We start from the raw sequence: 325 nt of genomic DNA, 5'->3' as shown, positions 1-325 counted from the left end.
CTTCAAAGACCACTGACCGGCTTGTGGCGCGCTCGGCGAACGGTTCGATATTCGGTCTTCCCAATGCCTACGAAGGCAAAATTTCCATTATCCCGAAATGAACACACTAAAGAAACGAGCAATCTCCCGACTGCTTCCTGCGTTGATTCTTGCATCGCTGGCGACCGGTTGGAGACCATTGACGGGGGGATTGTTCAGCGTGATGACGGCCACGCCGTCATGGGTTGTGTAGTCCACTGCCATCTGCCTGCCTCCGTGCGATGCATCGCATCCGTGAGATGAGGCGGCGCGCGATGCGCCGCCCGTCCGGCTCGGCGAACCGGAC

At 58.8% G+C, this 325-nt stretch carries 1 protein-coding gene; it reads right to left on the bottom strand.

Features of this window, described 5'->3' with window-relative positions; genetic code table 11:
- Positions 1-87: 87 nt before the first annotated feature.
- On the bottom strand, positions 88-325 hold a 238-nt coding region (locus tag EN874_RS33990; protein ID WP_210238601.1), incomplete at its 5' end, for a hypothetical protein.

Source organism: Mesorhizobium sp. M1D.F.Ca.ET.231.01.1.1 (assembly GCF_003999155.2).
Classification (GTDB): domain Bacteria; phylum Pseudomonadota; class Alphaproteobacteria; order Rhizobiales; family Rhizobiaceae; genus Mesorhizobium.
The sequence above is the reverse complement of the archived record's forward strand: the minus strand, read 5'-3'. Positions and strand labels throughout refer to the sequence as shown.